1 pseudogene is annotated in these 375 nt (G+C 69.6%); it reads right to left on the bottom strand.

Annotation, left to right across the window (positions count from 1 at the left end):
• A pseudogene (gene groEL, locus N864_RS23130) lies at positions 1-375 on the bottom strand (chaperonin GroEL); the annotation flags it as partial.

Here is a 375-nt window from a genome sequence, read left to right as displayed (position 1 = left end):
TGGCGAGGCGCTCCTGGAGCTTCTCGCGGTCCCAGTCGGAGTCGGTGCGCTCGATCTCGGCCTTGATCTGGGCCACGCGACCGGCGACCTCGGACGAGTCGCCCGCGCCGTCGATGATCGTCGTGTGGTCCTTGGTGATGACGATCCGGCGGGCCTGGCCGAGGACCGTGAGGTCGGCCTGGTCGAGCTTGAGCCCGACCTCCTCGGCGATGACCTGGCCGCCGGTGAGGATCGCCATGTCCTGCAGCATCGCCTTGCGGCGGTCGCCGAAGCCGGGGGCCTTGACGGCCGCGACGTTGAAGGTGCCGCGGATCTTGTTCACGACGAGCGTCGAGAGGGCCTCGCCCTCGACGTCCTCGGCGATGATGAGCAGCG

Origin of the sequence: Intrasporangium chromatireducens Q5-1 (assembly GCF_000576575.1) — a bacterium.
Lineage (GTDB): Bacteria > Actinomycetota > Actinomycetes > Actinomycetales > Dermatophilaceae > Intrasporangium_A > Intrasporangium_A chromatireducens.
The sequence above is the reverse complement of the archived record's forward strand: the minus strand, read 5'-3'. Positions and strand labels throughout refer to the sequence as shown.